Annotated in this window: 18 protein-coding genes; 11 read left to right on the plus strand and 7 right to left on the minus strand. The window is 64.1% G+C overall.

What is annotated here, in order from left to right; genetic code table 11:
- Positions 1–97: 97 nt before the first annotated feature.
- The 3 genes from H163_RS24365 (at position 98) to H163_RS0109595 (ending at position 4,336) form a co-directional block, all read left to right on the plus strand.
- Complete coding sequence (locus tag H163_RS24365; protein WP_019964358.1) at positions 98–253, plus strand: hypothetical protein; 156 nt, start codon at positions 98–100, stop codon at positions 251–253.
- 72 nt (positions 254–325) lie between these two features.
- A complete protein-coding gene (lysA, locus tag H163_RS0109590) occupies positions 326–1,591 on the plus strand; it encodes a diaminopimelate decarboxylase (RefSeq protein ID WP_019964359.1) in 1,266 nt (421 codons plus the stop codon).
- A gap of 177 nt (positions 1,592–1,768) precedes the next feature.
- Complete coding sequence (locus H163_RS0109595) at positions 1,769–4,336, plus strand: TIGR02302 family protein (RefSeq protein WP_051105354.1); 2,568 nt, start codon at positions 1,769–1,771, stop codon at positions 4,334–4,336.
- 50 nt (positions 4,337–4,386) lie between these two features.
- Here the strand turns inward: H163_RS0109595 and yddG are convergent, their stop codons facing one another.
- Positions 4,387–5,274, minus strand: a complete 888-nt coding sequence (gene yddG, locus H163_RS0109600) for an aromatic amino acid exporter YddG (RefSeq protein ID WP_019964361.1) — start codon at positions 5,272–5,274, stop codon at positions 4,387–4,389.
- A gap of 204 nt (positions 5,275–5,478) precedes the next feature.
- Here yddG and H163_RS0109605 point away from each other — a divergent pair, with 204 nt between their 5' ends.
- Positions 5,479–5,967: a GNAT family N-acetyltransferase gene (locus H163_RS0109605; RefSeq protein WP_019964362.1), complete on the plus strand. Its 489-nt coding sequence runs from the start codon at positions 5,479–5,481 to the stop codon at positions 5,965–5,967.
- A 261-nt stretch (positions 5,968–6,228) separates the two neighbouring features.
- Here the strand turns inward: H163_RS0109605 and H163_RS0109610 are convergent, their stop codons facing one another.
- Positions 6,229–7,254, minus strand: a complete 1,026-nt coding sequence (locus H163_RS0109610; protein WP_019964363.1) for a DUF2125 domain-containing protein — start codon at positions 7,252–7,254, stop codon at positions 6,229–6,231.
- 103 nt (positions 7,255–7,357) lie between these two features.
- Here H163_RS0109610 and H163_RS0109615 point away from each other — a divergent pair, with 103 nt between their 5' ends.
- Complete coding sequence (locus tag H163_RS0109615; RefSeq protein ID WP_019964364.1) at positions 7,358–7,873, plus strand: gamma-glutamylcyclotransferase; 516 nt, start codon at positions 7,358–7,360, stop codon at positions 7,871–7,873.
- Positions 7,874–7,904: 31 nt separating this feature from the next.
- On the opposite strand, the gene H163_RS0109620 is transcribed toward H163_RS0109615, so the two are convergent.
- From H163_RS0109620 to ftsE, 4 genes are all read right to left on the minus strand, one after another.
- Positions 7,905–8,675, minus strand: coding sequence for a lysophospholipid acyltransferase family protein (locus tag H163_RS0109620; RefSeq protein WP_425298544.1), 771 nt, complete (start codon positions 8,673–8,675; stop codon positions 7,905–7,907).
- Between the two features lie 69 nt (positions 8,676–8,744).
- Entirely contained in the window at positions 8,745–9,383 is a 639-nt protein-coding gene (locus tag H163_RS0109625; RefSeq protein ID WP_019964366.1) for a YdcF family protein, read from the minus strand.
- Between the two features lie 236 nt (positions 9,384–9,619).
- On the minus strand, positions 9,620–10,663 hold the full coding sequence (locus H163_RS0109630; RefSeq protein ID WP_019964367.1) for a cell division protein FtsX: 1,044 nt from the start codon (positions 10,661–10,663) through the stop codon (positions 9,620–9,622).
- 22 nt (positions 10,664–10,685) lie between these two features.
- Positions 10,686–11,345 carry a cell division ATP-binding protein FtsE gene (gene ftsE / locus H163_RS0109635; RefSeq protein WP_040678468.1) on the minus strand — a complete coding sequence of 220 codons (660 nt, stop codon included), beginning with the start codon at positions 11,343–11,345 and terminating at the stop codon, positions 10,686–10,688.
- Positions 11,346–11,542: 197 nt separating this feature from the next.
- On the opposite strand from ftsE, the gene H163_RS0109640 reads away from it, so the two are divergent.
- The 6 genes from H163_RS0109640 (at position 11,543) to H163_RS0109665 (ending at position 16,339) form a co-directional block, all read left to right on the plus strand.
- Complete coding sequence (locus tag H163_RS0109640) at positions 11,543–12,547, plus strand: zinc-ribbon domain-containing protein (RefSeq protein WP_019964369.1); 1,005 nt, start codon at positions 11,543–11,545, stop codon at positions 12,545–12,547.
- Positions 12,544–13,107, plus strand: coding sequence for a hypoxanthine phosphoribosyltransferase (gene hpt, locus H163_RS0109645; protein ID WP_019964370.1), 564 nt, complete (start codon positions 12,544–12,546; stop codon positions 13,105–13,107). Before H163_RS0109640 ends, hpt begins: the two co-directional genes overlap by 4 nt.
- A 1-nt stretch (position 13,108) precedes the next feature.
- A complete protein-coding gene (locus H163_RS0109650) occupies positions 13,109–13,504 on the plus strand; it encodes a response regulator (protein WP_019964371.1) in 396 nt (131 codons plus the stop codon).
- 234 nt (positions 13,505–13,738) lie between these two features.
- Complete coding sequence (locus tag H163_RS0109655) at positions 13,739–14,629, plus strand: HpcH/HpaI aldolase/citrate lyase family protein (protein WP_019964372.1); 891 nt, start codon at positions 13,739–13,741, stop codon at positions 14,627–14,629.
- 139 nt (positions 14,630–14,768) lie between these two features.
- Positions 14,769–14,972: a DUF1737 domain-containing protein gene (locus tag H163_RS0109660; protein ID WP_019964373.1), complete on the plus strand. Its 204-nt coding sequence runs from the start codon at positions 14,769–14,771 to the stop codon at positions 14,970–14,972.
- Between the two features lie 8 nt (positions 14,973–14,980).
- Complete coding sequence (locus H163_RS0109665; protein WP_019964374.1) at positions 14,981–16,339, plus strand: MFS transporter; 1,359 nt, start codon at positions 14,981–14,983, stop codon at positions 16,337–16,339.
- A gap of 59 nt (positions 16,340–16,398) precedes the next feature.
- On the opposite strand, the gene H163_RS0109670 is transcribed toward H163_RS0109665, so the two are convergent.
- Positions 16,399–18,495, minus strand: coding sequence for a methyl-accepting chemotaxis protein (locus tag H163_RS0109670; protein WP_019964375.1), 2,097 nt, complete (start codon positions 18,493–18,495; stop codon positions 16,399–16,401).
- Positions 18,496–18,580: the final 85 nt, after the last annotated feature.

Consider the following 18,580-nt stretch of genomic DNA (forward strand, 5'->3'; position numbering starts at 1 on the left):
CTGGGCGCCCGCACTTGCATCCGGCGCGGGGCTTGCCGCGCGCGGGAAGGCGTGCGACGACATCGCACCTGAGACGTTTCATGCAACGAGGTCCGACATGCTGAAGAACCGGCGCTTTCTGACTGCTGCCACCTGCATTCTCTGCCTTGGTCTGGCCGTTTCGGCCTGTGGCCGCCGCGGCTCCCTTGAAAAGCCGCGTCCTGCGGCCGCTGTCGAGGTCATGCCGCATCTGGCCGCCGCTCAGCTGGCCTGATCTGCAAGCTCGATCGACAGCCTGATGCTTCTGCCGTGAGGGCGTGCTGCCTGCGGTGTTCCGGGATTTGCCATGCATCATTTCGAGATGAAAAACGGCGTTCTCCATGCGGAGGACGTCAGCCTCGCGGCCATGGCGGAAGCGGTAGGCACGCCGTTCTATTGCTATTCGGCGGCAACGCTGGAGCGCCACTACCGTGTGTTTGCGCAGGCGCTGCAAGGCATTCCGTCCCTGGTCTGCTTCGCGGTGAAGGCCAATTCCAATCTCGCTGTGCTGCGCACGCTGGCCCGGCTTGGCGCAGGCATGGATGTGGTTTCGGAAGGCGAAGCCCGCCGGGCGCTGGCCGCAGGCACGCCGCCGGAGCGCATCATGTTCTCCGGCGTCGGCAAGACCGAAGCCGAGCATGCCTTTGGCCTTGAGCAGGGCATCTTCTGCTTCAACGTGGAATCCGAGCCGGAGCTGATCCAGCTCTCGCGTGTGGCGCAAGCGCTGGGCAAGACGGCGCGGGTGTCGTTGCGCATCAATCCGGATGTGGACGCCCGCACCCATGCCAAGATCTCCACCGGCAAGTCGGAGAACAAGTTCGGCATTCCCTGGAAGCGCGCCCGCGAGGCCTATGCGGTGGCCGCGCGCCTGCCGGGCATCAAGGTCAGCGGCATCGACATGCATATCGGCTCGCAGATCACCGAGCTGGAGCCTTTCGATGCAGCTTTCTCAAGGCTTGGCGAGCTTGTGGCGCAGCTACGCTCCGACGGGCATGAGATTGATCACGTCGATCTTGGTGGCGGCCTGGGTGTGCCCTATGTGTTTGATAACACCCCGCCGCCGCACCCGGACGACTATGCTGCTGTCGTGCGCAAACATGTGGAGCGGCTGGACTGTCAGGTGATCTTCGAGCCCGGCCGCCTGATTGCGGGCAATGCCGGCATTCTGGTCACCCGCGTCATCTATGTGAAGAAGGGCGAGGACAAGTCCTTCGTCATCGTTGATGCGGCCATGAACGATCTGATCCGGCCGACGCTGTATGATGCCTGGCACGAGGTTGGACCGGTGGTGGAACCGGCCGCTGACAGCGGGCGAATCATTGCCGATGTGGTGGGTCCGGTCTGCGAAACGGGCGACTATCTCGCTCTTGGCCGTGATCTGCCGGAGGTGAAGGCCGGGGACCTGCTGGCGGTTTATACCGCCGGTGCCTACGGCGCGACACAATCCTCCAGCTACAATACCCGCCTTCTTGTGCCCGAAGTGCTTGTGAATGGCTCGCAATATGCCGTGATCCGTCCGCGCGCGTCCTATGAGGACCTGCTGGGACTGGACAGGATGCCGGACTGGCTTTGACGCGGGCAGGACGATCACGGCGGATTTGATCGCCCTTGATCACCGGGGCGGGTTGCCGCCGGGCCCGCTTTGCCCCACTCTAGGTCATTGCGGGGTTGAGGGCTGAACGCGGAGAGATACGGTTTGGCGGAACAGGGCCCAGTTGAGCGTGCTTTTCCATCCGGGCAGGAGATTGCCGTGACGGACAGTGACAGGCTGTCTCTTCCGCAGGATCTGACGCGGGCGGCGGTGGACAAGCGGCTCAAGGCCGTGGTCTGGCGCAGCCGCGTTGCGCTGTTCTGGGAACGGCTCTGGCCTGCACTCTATCTGCCCTTCATCATTCTTGCCCTGTTTGCCGGTCTCTCGCTGGTCGGGACCTGGCTTGTCGTGCCGGTCTGGCTGCGGCTTGTGCTGGTGGCTGCGCTGGCGGGGGCGTTTCTCTGGTCGCTGCGCCCGCTTCCCGGCTTGCGCTGGCCCCGCCGGCAGGAGGCTCTGCACCGGGTGGAGCTGGTCAGCGGCCATTCCCACCGGCCCCTGACGGCCATCGAGGATGACCTGCCGCCCGGCAGTGCCAGCCCGGAAACGCTGGCCCTGTGGGAGATGCACAAGCGCCGCATGGCCGAAGCGCTGCGTTCCATGCGGTCCGGCCTTGCTCACCCGGAAGCCTTCCGCCGTGATCCCTATGCGCTGCGCGTGGTTGCCCTGATGCTGCTGGTGACCGGATTTGCGGTCACACAGGACGGCACGAGACTGAACCGGCTTGGCTCGGCCTTTACCTCGCCTTTGGACTTGCAGGAGGTTGCAAGCCGCATCGACGCTTGGGTGACGCCGCCGCTCTACACGGCCCGCGCGCCCATCTATCTGACCGGGGAGAGCGCTGCCCTGCGCGATCCTTCCGTGCCGCTGAAGGTTCCGGCCGGCAGCGTGCTGACCCTGCGGGCGCAGGGCACGTCCGGCCTTGCCATTTACAAGGATGGCGAGCCGGCCACTCCGGCGCAGGAGGAAGAGGCCGGGGCTGCGCAGAGCACCGGTGTTGAAGAGCAGCGCCTGACGCTTTCCGAAAGCGGTTCCTATGCGCTGCAGCAGGGCGGCGCCGTCATTGCCGCCTGGCCGTTTGACGTTCAGCCGGATCTGCCCCCCACCATCCGCCTGCTGGATGATCCGGAAGCCCAGCTCAGCGGTGCGCTGAAGCTCAGCTATCTGGCGCAGGACGACTACCGGGTGACCGGCGCAGAGGCACAGATCGAGCCCGCGCCGAAAGCGTCCGATAGCAATGAAGAACCGCGCCCGCTGGTCGAGGCGCCGCAGTTTCCCCTTTCCGTTCCGCCGCAGGCCCCCGGCTCGGCCAAGCCCGGCGAAACGATCCGCGATCTGACGTCTCATCCCTGGGCGGGTTCCGAGGTTCTGCTGACCCTGATTGCCCGCGATGAGGCGGGGCAGACGGGCACGTCGGAACCGATGGTCTTCACCTTGCCGCAGCGCCGCTTTTCCAAGCCGCTGGCCAAGGCCGTGGTGGAGCAGCGCCGGGATCTGGCGCTGGATGCCAACTCCCAGCTGCGGGTGATCGATGCTTTCGATGCGCTGCTGCTGGCGCCCGAGGCCTTTGACGTTGAGCCGCGCGTGCATCTGGGCCTTGCCTTCGCCTACCGCAATCTGGTGGCCGCCCGCAGCGACGAGCAGCTGAAGGAGCTGCTGCCGCTTCTTTGGGATCTGGCGCTGTCCATCGAAGATGGCGACCTCTCCATGGCCGAGCGGGCCCTGCGCGACGCGCAGGAGGCTTTGCGCAAGGCGCTGGAAGAGGGGGCATCCGACGAAGAGATTGCCCGTCTGACGCAGGAGCTGCGGCAGGCCTTGCAGGAATACATGCAGGCGCTGACCGAACAGCTGCGCCAGAACCCGCAGGCCATGCAGCCGTTTAATCCCAATCAGCAGAGCCTGAGCACGCGCGATCTCGATGAGATGCTGAACCGGATCGAGGAGCTGGCACGCAGCGGCTCGCGCGATGCAGCCCGCGACCTTCTGGCGCAGATGCAGCGGATGATGGAGAACCTGCAGACGGGCCGCCCGCAGATGGCGCCTGATGGCCTCACCAACGAAATGATGGAGATGCTGAATCAGCTTGGCCAGATGATCCAGCGCCAGCAGGAGCTGATGGACCAGACCCACCGCTTCAACCAGCAGCAACCGCAGCAGGGCCAGAACGGTCAGAACGGCGAGCAGCAGCAGGGCGAAGGGGATCAGCAGGGCGGCCAGAATGGCGGGCAGGGCCAGCAGATGACCGAAGAGCAGCTGCGCAACCTGCTCGATCAGCTGCAGCAGGGCCAGGGCGATCTGGCCCAGCAGCTGCAGCAGCTGATGGAGCAGATGGAGCGCAACGGCCTGTCGCAGAACGAGGGGCTGGGCGAGGCGGGCGACGCCATGGGACAGGCCCAGCGGTCTCTCGGGCAGGGGCAGGGCGATCAGGCGGTCGGCCAGCAGGGCGATGCCCTCGATGCATTGCGCCGCGGCGCCCAGCAGCTGGGCGAGCAGATGATGGGCATGGGCGAAGGGCAGGGCATGAGCCAGCGTTCGCCTATGGATACGGACCCGCTTGGCCGTCCGCGCCGCAATCAGGGGCCGGATCTTGGCAGTCAGGTGAAGGTGCCGGACGAGATCGACGTGCAGCGCGCGCGCCGGATCCTGGAAGAACTGCGCCGCCGCTTCTCCGACCCGGCCCGGCCGAGGCTGGAACTCGACTATCTGGAGCGGCTGCTGCGCAGCTATTGACGGGTGCCGGGGGGTGGTGGATTTGCACCCCGGTTGTTCAGCCCGGTTCCTCAGCCTGCAGCGCGTTTGAAGATCATGTCCTTTGCCGCGATGACCGCGCCGATGGTGATCAGAATGCAGGCTGCGCCGACGATCCAGGTGAAGGTGCCGAAGCCGAAGGCGATGAGCAGCAGCGTGGAGAGGAGCGGGGCCGAATAGGCGGCCGCCCCCAGAACCTGAATGTCGCCGCGCTTGACGCCGATATCCCAGGTGAAGAAGGCAAGGCCGACCGGCAGCAGGCCAAGCGCCACGACGCTGGCCCATTCCACCGTGCCGGACGGCCAGACGGTGTCTTCCAGCACCAGATGGCAGACAGCCGAAAGCAGCGCCGTCATCAGGCAGAAGCCGGCCACAGCTTCCGTCGGTACCTCGCCCATGCGGCGGGAGAGCACCGAATAGGTGGACCAGAACAGGGAAGAGGCGACCGCCGCGCCATAACCAAGGGCAAAGGCGGGATCAAGGCTGAGGCCCTCTCCCTTGCTGACCAGCAGCGCCGCGCCGCCAAGGCCGAGCACGGTCCCCAGGACGTGATGCAGCTTCAGCTTCTCGCCCGGCAGCAGGGCGGAAAACACCACGATCAGCAGCGGCCAGGTGTAGTTGATGAGATTGGCATCGACCGGTGGCGCGTTGCGGATCGCGGTGAAATAGAAGAAGTGAAAGCCGAACAGCCCCACAGTGCCGAAGGCCCAGACCTTCAGCGGCTGGCGCAGGGCGGACAGTTTACCGCGAAAGGCGAGCCACAGGCAGGCGAGAAGACCCGACAGACCGAAGCAGAGCGCATTGAGCAGGAACGGCGGCACCGCGCCGGACCCGGCACCGAAGACGCCAAGAGTGGCCCACATGAGCACGGCCGTGAGGCCAATGAGTGTGGCGCGGAAGCGGGCGGCTTGGTCGGTCATGGCATCCTGAGGAAATGGTGCGGCGGGTCTGGCCATGACAGAAATGCATAGTCCTTGAGGTGGCGCAAGGACAGGCATGCCTCATCTGCGTGCATTGTGCAGCTGTAACAGCTTTAGCAAGGCTCAAGCGCCCATGGGCTGGTTATGCCGCCTCATCAGGTGCTTGATCGTCCCGCCGGTTCGGGACATGTTGCGCATGTAACGATGATCCGATCCATAGCGGAGACCGAATTGACCAAGCTCGACATCAAGGCTCTTGGCCCCGACGATGCCCTGCACCTTGCGCCCCTGATTGCTGAAAATGCCCAGGCCCTCAAGCGCGGCGCCCCGCGCCGTCCGGACCAGTTCTATGCCGAACGCATTCTGGGTGACCGCTCCGCCGAAGTGATCGGCGCCTTCGTGGACGGGCAGCTCGTCGGTTTTGCGGTCTTCTTCGATCTGCCGGAACTGATCACGGGCCTGCGCTCCGGCCAGATGGACCACATCTACGTGCGCCCGGAATTCCGCCAGAAGGGTATTGCCCGCAAGATGATCCAGGCTCTTGTCACCGAGGGCCAGAGCCGCGGCTGGCTGCAACTGCGCTGGATCGTGCCGAGCAAGAACGCCCCGGCACTGGCGCTCTATGACCAGATCGCCGAACCCGATCACCACAAGAGCTACATCATCCCCATTGACCGGCTGGCTTCGGCCTGACGCAGCTTGCGGCGAAGCGCCCCGGGTGTTGCATGCCAGATCCGGGGCAGCGTTGCCGAAGTTTGGCCGGAGATTAGCCCCAGACGCGCTTGCCCCTCCCTTTTTTTCGTCATGCCATGACTTGATCATGGCATCCATTCCCTTTCCGCACGTCAGCGCAGAAGCCAGATGACAGGCATCGGCATGGATGCCATGGGCGGAGCCATGGCATGACGAATGCGGTGGGGTCTGACGCGGTCAAAGCGACCGGAGGTTTCCCCCTCAATACACCGGGTCGATCTGCGCGAAGGGCAGGATGCCGATGCGGGCGGAGCCGTTGGTGAGCTGCACCTTTGCTTCCACCGCAGCCTTTCCATCCACCTGCGTTGCCTTGCCGAAGCTGATGACTGCACCCTGCAGCGCTTCGGGGAAGCCGGAATCGGACGGGAAGAAGGGCGCAAGAACGGCCTTGATGCCATCGGGTTCCACCGCTGTCAGCGGCAGCTCCCCGGACAGGGTGCCGTTGGTTTCCAGCCGGATCTGACCGGTGGTGCTGAGGCGGGTGCCTCCGGAGTTGAGCTCCAGCGAGGTCACCGTCAGAGCCGGACGCCCGTCCGTGCTGGCAAAAAGGGTCTGCGGCACGGTGCCGGACAGCAGCGGCGCGCCGCCGGAAATCTGGCCGATGAAGCTGCCGTCACCGGGCTGGTCCTCCGCCGCCACCTTCAGGCCCTTGAAGCTGACGGCCAGATCCAGATCGTCCGGCTGTGCCGGGTTGGGCCGCAGGTGCAATTCGCCGCCCGCCAGAGACACTTCACCTGCATCGGGGTTCTCGGACGCAAAGAAACGGGGTGCCGCGATCACTGCATCCAGCTGGCGCAGGCTTGTGCCGCTGAAGCGCAGGCTGGCACGCAGGCTCTCCCAGGCGCCTTCCTGGATCGGGCCGTCGCCGGGCGCAAAGGAAGCCATCGGGCTGTCCGCCTCGATGATCATGTGCTGCGGATTATAGGCGAGCGCGACAGCGCGCAGCTCGGCGACACTGACGAAATGGCCCACCGGCGTGCGCAGGGCAAAGTCCTTGCAGGTCAGCTCGAACCGGAACGGATAACCGCCAAGGCCGCGCTCGCTGCAGGCAATCTCGAAGCCCATGGCCGCTGCATTCTGCAAGGTGGCATCAATCTGGCTGTTGACGAAGCTGCGGGCCGCAACCCATGCCGCGCTCCATCCGCCGGCCACAAGCATCACGGCTCCGGCGAGATAGATGAACTTGCGGCTGGAGGATTTGCGCGGCGCGGAAGTCGTTTCGGTCATGTCTGTCCTCTGGTGCCGCAGTCCACTTGCTGCACGGCCATTGAAACTTGCCCGGCGCATTGCTAAGTGCGCGGCTCAGGCGAAACAAGGTATCGTGACCGATATGGGCGATTTGTGGGTTTTTGGCTACGGCTCTCTCATCTGGAAGCCCGGTTTCCCGTTCGAGGAGAAGCGTCCGGCGCTGCTGCACGGTGCCCACCGCTCGCTCTGCGTCTATTCCTGGGTGCACAGGGGCACGCCGGAGCGGCCCGGCCTCGTCTTCGGGCTGGACCGGGGCGGCGCCTGCCGGGGCATGGCCTTCCGCGTCCGGGAACAGGACCGGGACGGCACGATCGAATATCTGCGCGCCCGCGAACAGGCGACCATGGTCTATCTGGAAGCCCTGCGCCCGGTCCGCTTTGCCGATGGCACCAATGCCACTGCACTCACCTATCTAGTTGACCGGCAGCACCCGCAATATGCGGGCGTGCTGCCGCTGGAGCGTCAGCTGGAGCTGGTGGAAGGGGCTGTGGGCCAGTCCGGCGCCAATCCGGAATATGTGCTGAACACGGCGAGCCATCTGGAAGAGCTGGGCATCCATGATGCCCGCGTCTCCTGGCTGGCCCAGCGGCTGAAGTAAATGTCCTGAGCCAGACGGGGCTTCCCCCTGATCAGGCCCCGCGCGGCGCAATGCCAGCCAGCACCGGAGACGGGCGCTGCGCCTGCCGGGCTTCCTCGATCAGCCGGTCTGAAGCAGCTTCGATCTGCCCGGTCATGGTCTCGAAGAAGACTGCAGACTCTAGCCCCGGCTCGATGACGGGCAGGAACTCCACCACCACCGTGCCCGGATGGATCAGAAAGCCCTTGCGCGGCCAGTAAAGCCCTGCATTGAGCGCCACCGGCAGCACCGGGCAGGCCAGATCCCGGTAGAGATGGGAAATGCCGTATTTGTAGGACGGTTCGGCACCGGCCGGACGGCGCGTGCCTTCCGGGAAGATGAGGATCTGGCGGCCTTCGCCAATCGCCTCGCGCGCCGCTGCCATCATGGCGGCGAGTGCCGCAGAGCGCTTGCCCCGGTTGATGGGGATCTGCTTCATCTTGGCCGTGTACCAGCCGAAGATCGGGATCCAGCGCAGCTCGCGCTTCAGAATGTAGGTCGGGTCCGGAAAGAACGGGATGAGAGCGAAGGTTTCCCAGGCGGACTGATGCTTGGATGCCACCAGAAAGCCGCCCTGCGGGATGTTCTCAACGCCCCGGTACTCCACCTTGAGCCCGGCGATCCAGCGCAGCAGCGCCAGATTGACCTTCGCCCAGACTGGCACCACCACCCAGGCGATCCGGCGCGGGGCCAGAAAGACGAAGGGGCTGTAGACCACCATCTGGACCAGTGTCAGCAGATAGAAGGCAATCTGGAAGAGAAGCGAGCGCAGATAGATCATCAGGAAACCGGACTGGAGACAGGAACGGGCTGGAAGCCGGGCAGACTGAGCGGTGCGGCCGGGTTCAGGCCCTCAGCCCGCAGCCGAGACACCCAGCGTGCTCACCCGCAGCCGCGCGAGGGTATACTTCACAAATTCCCTCAGGAGAAGCCGTAAGGTCCGCGGCTCCGCGTACCATCGCTCCACATTGAAGTCGCCCGCGAACACCGGATAGGGAATGACCACCAGATCCGGCATGACTGCGTTCAGCTCCATCTCGGCACGCGGCATGTGATAGGCGCTGGTGACGAGCATGAGCGAGGCATAGCCGTTCGTCTTGGCCCAGATGGCGGCCTCTGTAGCATTGCCAATGGTGTTGAGGGCCTTTTTGTCGAGGTCGATGCAGCAGTTGAAGAGGTCCCGTTCGGCCTCCGTGCGCAGCCGCAGCTGGCGTGCGGTGGTGGCCGGATAGACGCCGGAGATGAGCAGGCGCTGGGCGCGGCCCTGCTGCAGAAGCTGGACGGCGGTCTCGATCCGCTCCTGGCCGCCGGTCAGCACCACGATGGCATCGGCGCGCGGGTCTTCCGGCTGATCGATGGTGACGACATCGACGGTGAAGCGGATGAAGGATATGAGCAGCCACAGACACACGAGCGCTGCTGCAATCCCCAGTGCCTTCAGCGCCAGCCTGCGCTTGTAGCCCCGGCGGCGCGGCGGCAGAGCCTGCGGCACGGGTTCTGGCTGCTGCTCTGCCTGTTCCCCTGCCGGCTGTCCTGCTTCTGGCGCAAGGGTCTGATCTGGCTCGTGACTTGTCCGTTCCCCAGCCGCAGCCAGCAAAGCCTTAGCCCGCACACGGTCCTCCGGGGCCGGTGCAGGGGCGGCGGCATCAGGCTGTTTGTCCGAAGGCGCAGGTTTCATCGTGCGAAGATTATAGACCAATTCCGCTGTTTCTTGGATGGATGTTGCAGCTAGTCGATTTTGGCAAGGTGGGATTTGACCGCAAGGCCGGAAGTCAGCGCCGTCAGCACGGCGACGATGAAGACAATGCCGACCACTCCGAAGTAGCCCGGTGTGCCGACTGCCACGGAGCCGAACAGCGCCGACATCTGGTCAGCACCGGCCATGCCGGACGTTTGCCGGGTGAAGACTTCCAGCAGAATGAAGCAGAAGGAAGCGGCAAGCCCGCCGGCTATTCCTCCCTTGAGACCCAGCACAAGGAAGTGGCGCTGGAACTCGCGGGCAATGAAGCCGTCACTTGCACCGACGAAATGCAGCACGGACACAACGTCGCGGTTTCCGGCCATGGCCGCACGGGTGGCGAAGATCACGCTGAGCACCATGGAAAACAGCACCAGCGCCAGGATTCCGAAGCCCCCGGCCACCACAGCCCCGGCCATGGCGGCAAGGCGGGAGGTCCAGATGCTGTGATCATCAAGGCTGGCGCCGCGCACGTTCTGTTCGATCGACTGCTTCAGCGCCGGAAGATCCAGCTCCTGCGGATTGCTGACCGTCACTTGGATCAGGCGCGGCACGGGCAGCGTTTCGAGGTCAAGGCCGGCGCCGAGCCAGGGCTGCAGCAGCTGGCGGGTTTCCTCATCCGACAGCGCGCGCACCGTGCCGATGCCGGGAAACTCCTGCGTCAGCGCCACGGCCTTGTCGATCTCGCGCAGCATGTCGACCCCGTCGGCGGGGCGGATCTGCACGGTCACCTCCCGCACGAGGTCATTGCTCCAGTCATTCGCCGCTTCCCATACGACAGAGACGGAGCCGACGGTGAGGCAGGCCAGAAAACTCATGATGGCGACGACGAGCGTCAGGGCACGCCCCGCCACGGACTGGGACGGGACGATGGCCGCTGACGGCCGCAGGCGTGCGTCCTGCCCGCCTGCGGCAGCTTTGGCCTTGCCGCGCAGGAACAGCTTCAGCGAAGGGCGCGGCAGCTTGGGCCGGCTCTTCTGCTGTTGCGGCGCCTTTGTGCCGGTCTTCTTTGGTGGCGGGGCCTTGGATGCCATGCGTGGTGCCTTCCCCATGCCCTCAGTCAAAAATGGACAGGCGCCCGTCCGCCAGAACCATCCGGCGCGCCTCGACCTGTTCAAGCAGGGTGATGTCGTGGGTGGCAATCACAACGGATGTGCCAAGTCTGTTGAGTTCAATGAACAGCCGCAACAGCCTGCGGGCAAGCGGCGGGTCGACGTTTCCCGTCGGCTCATCCGCCAGCAGCATGTCCGGCCGGGTGATCAGTGCCCGTGCGATGGCCGCGCGCTGCTTTTCCCCGCCCGAAAGAACCGGCGGCAGCACATGCATGCGCTCACCCAGCCCCACCCATTTCAGCAGTTCCACCACATCGGACCGGTAGCTTGCTTCTTCCTTACCCAGCACGCGCAGCGGCAGCGCGACATTTTCATAAGTCGTCAGATGGTCCAGCAGGCGGAAATCCTGGAACACCACGCCGATGCGGCGGCGCAGTTGCGGCAGTTCCTTCTTGGCGATCGTCGCCATGTCCCGGTTGAACACGCGAATAAGACCGCGCGTGGGCCGCAGCGACAGAAACAGCAAGCGGATCAGCGTCGTCTTGCCCGCGCCGGAGGGGCCGGTCAGGAACTGGAAAGACTGCGGCTCGATGCTGAATGTCAGGTCGCGCAGGATTTCCGGCCCCATGCCGTATCTCAGCCCGACGTTTTCAAAACGGATCACGCAAAACCTCCGTGGACGGCGCTCACCCTAGAGCCATCCCTTTAACGCTTCATTAAACATATGAATGTCCTCTGGACCAGAATTGGGGGAGCTCTGACGCAGGTCTTCCCCCCAATTCAGCACCGGACTGCTATCATCCGCGTCATGGATGGCACCATCAAGGCCCCGTGAGGCCGTGGAGCGAGGGTCTCCCAAATATGAAGATCACCTGTCCGGACTGCGATACCTCCTATGACATCAAGCCGGAAATGGTTGGCCCGGAAGGGCGCAGCGTGAAATGCGCGCGCTGCGGAAACCGCTGGTTCATCAGCCCGCGCAAGGAAGATATCCCTGTCTCCACATCCCCGGCTGCCTCATCCGGAGGCGCCGCAAAGTCGGCTGCAAAGCCTGCCATGGCCATCGAGGACGAGCCGGAGCCCGAAGAGGACGAGGATGAAGCGGCATGGGCGGAGGATGCCACGGAGGAAGAAGCCCTTGCCAGGGGCCGCGCGTTCGAGGACGAGGAGACAGAACCTGCCAAAGGATCTGTGGATACTCAGGGTAAATCAAAGACTGGTAGAGATACGCCGCCGGAATACCCAGATGTAGTGGCCTCCGATGAAAATGATGAAACGGACGAGGAGGAAAATGCTCGCCGTACAATTGACATCGAGTCTCTTGCCAAGCGCAAGAAGATCAAGGTTAACACGAAAAAACCCCGGCGGGAGCGCGACTGGTCATTCCTGACCCGCCACGTGACAGTGAACAACCTGCGCCGCACCGGCGGCCTTGTGATCTTTCTTGCAGCCGCGGGACTCAGCGCGCTCATCTTCACGAACCGCCAGTTCGTGGTCAAACATGTTCCGGACCTTGCCAGTCTGTTCGACATGATGGGACTTCCGGTGAACTTGCGCGGACTTGAGTTCCGTGATTTGAGAACATTCAGGGAAGTCGACGAGGGGACGATCGTTCTGGTTGTCGAGGGGACAATCCAGAGCGTATCGGAACAGCCTGCCGCAGTTCCTGCGGTGCGCCTGTCGCTGCGAAGCGAGGATCAGCAGGAGATTTACGCCTGGACCCTCGAACCGCGTGCGGTGGCATTGGAGCCGGGCGCGAACACGCGCTTCAGGACCAGGCTGACAGATCCCCCCGCAGACGCCGCAGATATTCAGGTCCGCTTTGTGGACCGGAGCCCAGGACAAGCAGCAGAAGCAACAAGATGAAGCCGGTGATCCATACCCTTTACGATGAAGCCGAGATCGCCGCACGGGTGGAGAGCCTTGCTGGAGAAGTCGCTTCTTCCCGTCCGCATCAGCTGCTGGTCGTGGCTGTGCTCAAGGGCAGCTTCATCTTTGCCGCCGATCTGGTGCGTGCCATGCACCGTGCCGGCCTGGAACTGGAAATGGAGTTCATGCATTTGTCCAGCTACGGGGCAGGTACCGTAAGCTCTGGAAATGTTCAGGTTCTGCGTGACGTTGAAAGTCTTGTTAAGGATCGCGATATCATACTGGCGGATGATATTCTGGAATCCGGACGTACCCTGAAGTTCGCCAAGGACAGGCTTCTTGAAAGGGGCGCGCGTTCGGTCAAGGTCGCCGCACTGCTGGACAAGCCGCATCACAGAAAGGCCGATATTCAGGCTGACTATGTGGGCTTCAATTGTCCGGACAAGTTTGTGGTGGGTTACGGGATGGACATGGGGCACGCCTGGCGGCAGTTGCCCTTCATCGGGTATGTGGCCGGGGAAGAGGCTACACCCCCTCGCGAAACAACGGGAGTGTGATATGGCCCGGATTCTTCTGACGGAAGATGACGAGGCGGTTCGCAGCTTTGTGAAACGCGCCCTTGAACTGGATGGCCACACCGTCTGCGCCTCGGAAGATGGCGGAGCGGCGCTGGAAACGCTTGTCCGCGAGAGAGGCAGCTTCGATCTGCTGCTGTCCGACATCAAGATGCCGGTGATGGATGGCATCGCCCTGGCGCTGGCCACCGCCCGCGACTGGCCGAGCCTGCCGATCCTGCTGATGACCGGTTTTGCCGATCAGCGTGAACGGGCCAACGGCCTCGACGAGCTGGTGCATGATGTCATCACCAAGCCTTTCTCGCTGGCCGATATCCGTCAGGCCGTGCGTGACGCCATCCATGGCGTCGTCCGCGAACAGCGCCGCCTGTCAGCCTGAGCGGCAATCTGCTGTCTTACTGGACGCGCCAGATCTGGCATGTGTGAACCCGGCGTTTTCGCCGGGTTTTGTTTTGGCGGCTCTGCGCTGCTGCACCTGAGAGCCCCCAAAAGATACCCGGGAGGTACCCGCCGAAAGGCGAGTGGAAAAAGCGGCGGCCACCGTCTAGCTTTTGCGCTTCAGCTTTTGCACTGCAGAAACCCAGTGCCGCAAAGACCCGCAGGAGGACCGCCCGTGACCGCAAGCTTCAAGCCCCGCCGCTCGGCGCTCTACATGCCCGGCTCCAACGGACGGGCGCTGGAAAAGGCGCGCAGCCTCGGCGTGGATTGCCTGCTGCTGGATCTGGAAGATGCCGTGGCGCCCGATGCCAAGGAAGCCGCCCGCCAGCAGGTGTGCGAGGCCGTGGCGGTTGGCGCTTTTGCAGGGCGCGAGGCGGTGATCCGCATCAATGGCCTTGATACCCAATGGGGCGAGGCGGATCTGGAGGCGGCGATTGCCGCAGCCCCCGATGCCATCCTCCTCCCCAAGGTTTCGTCCCTTGCCGATTTGGAACGGGTGGCGCACCGGCTGAAGCTGGCAGGTGCTCCTGCCTCCGTGAAGCTCTGGGCGATGATGGAAACGCCACTCGCCATGCTGCATGCGGCCAGCATTGCCTCGGCGGGACGGGACCCCGAAACACGCCTCACCTGCTTCGTCATGGGCACCAACGATCTGGCCAAGGAAACCCGCGCCCGCCTGCTGCCGGGGCGGACCGTCATGATGCCCTGGTTGATGACTTGCGTTGCTGCGGCAAGGGCAGGAGGGCTTGATATCCTTGATGGCGTCTACAACGATTTCAACGATCTGGACGGCTTTGCCGCCGAATGCGCGCAAGGGGCGGAGATGGGCATGGACGGCAAGACGCTGATCCACCCCAAGCAGATCGACGCCTGCCATGCCGCCTTCTCGCCCTCGGAGGCGGAAATTGCCTGGGCGCAGAAAATCAACGATGCCTTTGCCCTGCCGGAGAATGCCAGTAAGGGGGCGATCCAGATCGAAGGCAAGATGGTCGAGCGGCTGCATGCGGACATGGGGCTTCGCGTACTGGCCATCGCCAAGGCCATGGCGGCGTCTGCGCAGGAGTGATATGCCGGGGCAGTCCTTATACCAACACTCGATGAGCCTTTCTCATCGAGTGTTGGTCAAGCCCGTGCGGCGCCTGAGCAATTTCAAGGCGTGATGCGCCAGCATCGAAAGCCTTGATATTATATTTGGAAAGATTGCCATGAAACTCTACCGCTTTATCACCGGCCCGGACGACAGCCAGTTCTGCCACCGCGTCACCCAGGCTCTCAACAAGGGCTGGGAACTGGCCGGGGCGCCGCAGCTGACCTTTGATGCCACCCGCGGCATCGTCGTCTGCGGCCAGGCCGTGACCAAGGAAGTGCCGGGCGACTATTCGCCGGACATCAAGCTCGGCGACTACTGAGCCGGTTGATGAGCGCTGCAGGGCGGAAGGCAGGGGCTGCCGGCGTGGCTGGCTGGGTTCTGTTTGACTGGGCAGCCCAGCCCTTTTTCACGCTGGTGACGACCTTCGTCTTCGCGCCCTTCTTTGCATCCGCCCTTGCCGCCACCCCGGCGGAAGGGCAGGCGCTCTGGGGCTACGCCACTTCGGCGGCGGGGCTGGCCATTGCGCTTCTGGCTCCGTTGCTTGGCTGCGTCGCCGATGCGGGCGGCGCGCGAAAGCCGTGGATCGCGGCTCTGGCCGTGCCTTACGTTCTGTCCTGCCTTGCCCTGTGGTGGGCCGTTCCCGGCACCAGCTACGGCATTGCCGTGGCGCTGGCCGGCTATGCGCTGGGCACGCTCGCCATCGAGTTTGCCACGGTCTTCAACAATTCCATGATGGGCTCGCTGGTGGCGCGTGACAGGCTTGGCCGGCTGTCGGGCGCTGGCTGGGCGGTCGGCTATCTGGGCGGGCTCGTCAGCCTCGTCATGGTGCTCGGCTTCATGGCGGCCAATCCGGAAACGGGCAAGACCCTGCTGGGCGCAGACCCGTTGTTCGGGCTTGATCCGGCCGCGCGCGAAGGGGACAGGGCGTCGGGGCCGTTCTCGGCGCTGTGGTTCCTCGTCTTTGTGCTGCCGATGTTCCTTTTCACGCCCGATGAGCCGCGCCGCATGGGGGTGAGGGCCGCTGTCCGGCAGGGCCTTGCTTCCCTGCGCCGCAGCCTTGCAGAGGTGCGGCAGGTGCCCGGCATGGGGCGGTTCCTCATCGCCAACATGCTTTACAACGACGGGCTGGTGGCGCTGTTTGCCTTTGGCGGCATTTATGCGGCCGGTGTGCTCGGCTGGGGCACGATCCAGATCGGCACCTTCGGCATCCTGCTCACCATCACCGGCACCATCGGCGCGCTGACCGGCGGCTGGCTGGATGACCGCATCGGTTCGCGCCCGGTCATTCTGGGGGCGCTTGGCGGTCTCATCCTGTGCGGCCTCGGCCTTGTTTCGGTGGACCGGGACACGGTCTTCTTCGTCTTCGATGTAACGCCTGCAACTCCCGGTGCCCTGTTCGGGTCCCTGCCGGATCTGATGTTCCTGGTGCTGGGCGGTTGTATCGGTGCGCTGGCGGGACCGTTGCAATCGGCGGCGCGCAGCCTTCTGGTGCATTTGGCGCCTGAGGGCCGTCAGGGCCAGTTCTTCGGCCTTCTCGCGCTGTCAGGCAAGGTGACCAGCTTTCTTGCCCCGCTGGCTGTCGCGCTTGTCACCACAGCCACCGCCAGTCAGGCGGCAGGCATGGCGGTGATCCTCGTGTTCTTTGCTGGCGGGGCTTTCGTTCTTGCAGGCCTGAAGCCGCGCTGAAACGGCGACAGCCCCAGCGGGTGCCGGGGCTGTGCATTTGAGTTGGATGCTGCGGCCGGTCAGGCGCTCTGGCGGATATCCCTCAGGAAATGCTCCACTTCCTGCCGCAGCTCGCTTGCCTCCTGCTGGAGGATTGCGGCCGACGAGCTGACCTTGCGGGCCGTTTCGCCGGTTTCGTTGGCCGAAGCGGATACGGCAACGATGTTGCGCGTCACTTCCTGCGTGCCGTTGGAGGCTTCCTGGATGTTGCGGGCGATTTCGGTGGTCGCCAGACCCTGCTGGTCCACGGAAACCTGAATGCCGCCGGAGATCTCGTTGATCTGCTCGATGGTCGAGGAGATCTCCTGAATGGCCTTCACCGCATTGGCCGTTTCAGACTGGACCGACTGGATCTGGCTGGAGATTTCTTCCGTTGCCTTGGCCGTCTGGTTGGCCAGCTCCTTCACTTCCGCTGCCACGACCGCAAATCCGCGGCCTGCCTCGCCGGCACGGGCCGCCTCGATGGTGGCATTGAGGGCGAGAAGGTTGGTCTGCTCGGCAATGGCCTGGATCAGGGCAACCACCTCGTTGATGCGGCTGGCGGCACTGGCGAGGGCCTCGATCTTGCCGTTGGTAGCCTGCGCCTGCTGCACGGCCTGACCGGCGATGCCGGCAGACTGTTCCATCTGGCGGCGGATTTCCGAAACGGAGGCCAGCAGCTCTTCGGCAGCAGAAGCAACAGCCTCCACGTTGGCGGCCGCCTCCTCGGAGGCGGCCGCAACGGCGGTGCTCTTGGCGCTGGTGTCGTCGGCGCCCACCGTCAGCACGTTGGAGGCGTTGTTGAGGTCGCCGACGAGGCTTGAGACCGTCGTGGTGAGCTTTGAAATGCGGGCATCGAAGGACTGGGACAGATCGCGGACGGCCTCGGCGCGCAGGATGCGCTGGCGCTGCTGTTCTTCCTGCTCGGCCACCAGCTCTTCTGCCTGCTTCGCCTTCTCCCGGAAGATCTCGAGTGCCTGATTGATGTGGCCGATCTCGTCACCGCGCTCCTTGTCCGGAATGGTGATGTCGTAGCGCTGGTCGATGAGGGCGTTGATGGTGCTGACGGCCCGCTCCAGGGGACGGCGGACGATACGGTTGCTGAAGAACATGACCGCAAAGGCGACGACGGCGAGCAGGGCCGCACCAATGCCAAGGATGGTGTAGATGATCTGCGTCGAGGCGGCATTCACCGTTGCCATGGGCACGCTGACGACCACCGCCATGGTGGAGCCTGTATTGCCGATGGCAACCGGGCGGACGATGTTGATCATGTCTCCCCCGGCTGCCTCTGCGTAGGCGGTGTAGGAGAAGGGCTGGGCAGACTTGACCGCATTGAGAACCTGCGCGCCGAAGGCAGCTTCCTCAGATCCCTTGGCTTCAGTCCAGGGCTTGCTGAGAAGCGCCGGGTTTGTGTTCGCAACCCAGATGCCGGCCTGGGACAGAAGACTCACCTCACCGGTGCCCATCGGCTTCTGGGCGGACAGTGTGGCCGTGAGGTCGGTCAGCAGAAGGTCGCCGCCGGTTACGCCGATAACCTTGCCGCCATCGCGGATCGGCGAGCTGAAGGAGATGCCGGTCATGACAACGCCGTCGGTTTCCCAGGTGTAGGGCTCCGTGGCAAAGTCTTTGCCGGTCTTGTAGGAAACATGAAACCAGTCGCCTTCAGGCGAGGGCTTCAGCGGCGGAATGGGGCTGAAGTCGACCTTGCCCTGGTTCCGGTAGAAATAGGGGCGCCAGACCCCGGCTTCGTCGTGGCCCGGCTGGCCCGCAAAATCGGCGTCACGCCCGTCCAGATTGTTGTCAAGAACCATGCCCCAGGTGCCGGCCAGTTTGGGGTAGGTCTGCATCGCATCCTGAAGGATGTTGGTCCAGGCCTGCCTGTCGACGGGCCCGCTGCGTTTCAGCGCGTTAAGGGTGCTGCCAAGACCTTGTGCTGGCAGAAGACCCTCCTCGAGAACCCGTGAAACATACTCTGCCTGTTGCTGTGCAATGGCTTCCACTTGCTGGACCGCAAGCTGTTGGGTCGCAGACGTGGCCTGATATCCAATGACCCCGATTCCGACAGCAAGAACTCCGGCCAGTGCAGTCACGCTGACGGCCGCAAGCTTGGTTGCGATCTTTGCCTGCTTCAACATACGGGCACCCCTTCTGGCCTCCGGGAATTCTTTTGTCCCGGCAGGACTCTCCTAGGGTCAGGAAACGCTGAAGCCCGTTAAGAAA

The organism is Pannonibacter phragmitetus DSM 14782 (assembly GCF_000382365.1).
In the GTDB taxonomy this organism is placed as follows: Bacteria; Pseudomonadota; Alphaproteobacteria; order Rhizobiales; family Stappiaceae; genus Pannonibacter; species Pannonibacter phragmitetus.

Excerpts from the sequence above, each read along its gene's own strand:
- H163_RS24365 (WP_019964358.1), top strand. The coding sequence starts at position 98 with ATGCTGAAGAACCGGCGCTTTCTGACTGCTGCCACCTGCATTCTCTGC.
- lysA (WP_019964359.1), top strand. The coding sequence starts at position 326 with ATGCATCATTTCGAGATGAAAAACGGCGTTCTCCATGCGGAGGACGTC.
- yddG (WP_019964361.1), bottom strand. The coding sequence starts at position 5,274 with ATGACCGACCAAGCCGCCCGCTTCCGCGCCACACTCATTGGCCTCACG.
- H163_RS0109605 (WP_019964362.1), top strand. The coding sequence starts at position 5,479 with ATGATCCGATCCATAGCGGAGACCGAATTGACCAAGCTCGACATCAAG.
- H163_RS0109610 (WP_019964363.1), bottom strand. The coding sequence starts at position 7,254 with ATGACCGAAACGACTTCCGCGCCGCGCAAATCCTCCAGCCGCAAGTTC.
- H163_RS0109615 (WP_019964364.1), top strand. The coding sequence starts at position 7,358 with ATGGGCGATTTGTGGGTTTTTGGCTACGGCTCTCTCATCTGGAAGCCC.
- H163_RS0109630 (WP_019964367.1), bottom strand. The coding sequence starts at position 10,663 with ATGGCATCCAAGGCCCCGCCACCAAAGAAGACCGGCACAAAGGCGCCG.
- H163_RS0109640 (WP_019964369.1), top strand. The coding sequence starts at position 11,543 with ATGAAGATCACCTGTCCGGACTGCGATACCTCCTATGACATCAAGCCG.
- hpt (WP_019964370.1), top strand. The coding sequence starts at position 12,544 with ATGAAGCCGGTGATCCATACCCTTTACGATGAAGCCGAGATCGCCGCA.
- H163_RS0109650 (WP_019964371.1), top strand. The coding sequence starts at position 13,109 with ATGGCCCGGATTCTTCTGACGGAAGATGACGAGGCGGTTCGCAGCTTT.
- H163_RS0109660 (WP_019964373.1), top strand. The coding sequence starts at position 14,769 with ATGAAACTCTACCGCTTTATCACCGGCCCGGACGACAGCCAGTTCTGC.
- H163_RS0109665 (WP_019964374.1), top strand. The coding sequence starts at position 14,981 with ATGAGCGCTGCAGGGCGGAAGGCAGGGGCTGCCGGCGTGGCTGGCTGG.
- H163_RS0109670 (WP_019964375.1), bottom strand. The coding sequence starts at position 18,495 with ATGTTGAAGCAGGCAAAGATCGCAACCAAGCTTGCGGCCGTCAGCGTG.